The organism is Tessaracoccus sp. OH4464_COT-324 (assembly GCF_003932855.1).
GTDB lineage: Bacteria > Actinomycetota > Actinomycetes > Propionibacteriales > Propionibacteriaceae > Arachnia.
In genome coordinates this window covers 1-329 of the sequence record NZ_RQYZ01000167.1, presented here as the reverse complement: position 1 = coordinate 329, position 329 = coordinate 1, and the positions used below count along the sequence as shown (strand labels likewise).

Annotated in this window: 1 pseudogene; it reads left to right on the top strand. The window is 39.2% G+C overall.

Annotation, left to right across the window (positions count from 1 at the left end):
• Positions 1 to 329: pseudogene (locus EII42_RS12620) on the top strand (hypothetical protein); the annotation flags it as partial.

The following is a 329-nucleotide window of genomic DNA, read 5'->3' as shown; positions in this document are numbered from 1 at the left end:
GGTCATTAAAAGAAGGTGATAAAGTAACTATCTCTGGTCCATTTGGTGAGTTCTTCGCTAAAGAAACTGATAACGAGATGGTATTTATCGGTGGTGGTGCAGGTATGGCGCCAATGCGTTCACATATCTTTGACCAATTAAAACGTTTGAAATCAAAACGTAAAATGTCATTCTGGTATGGAGCTCGCTCAGAGCGTGAAATGTTCTATACTGAAGATTTCGATATGCTTCAAGCAGAAAATGAAAACTTCAAATGGTATGTTGCACTTTCAGATCCTCTACCAGGTGACCGTGAAGATTACTTCCGTGGCTTTATTCACAATGTTCTT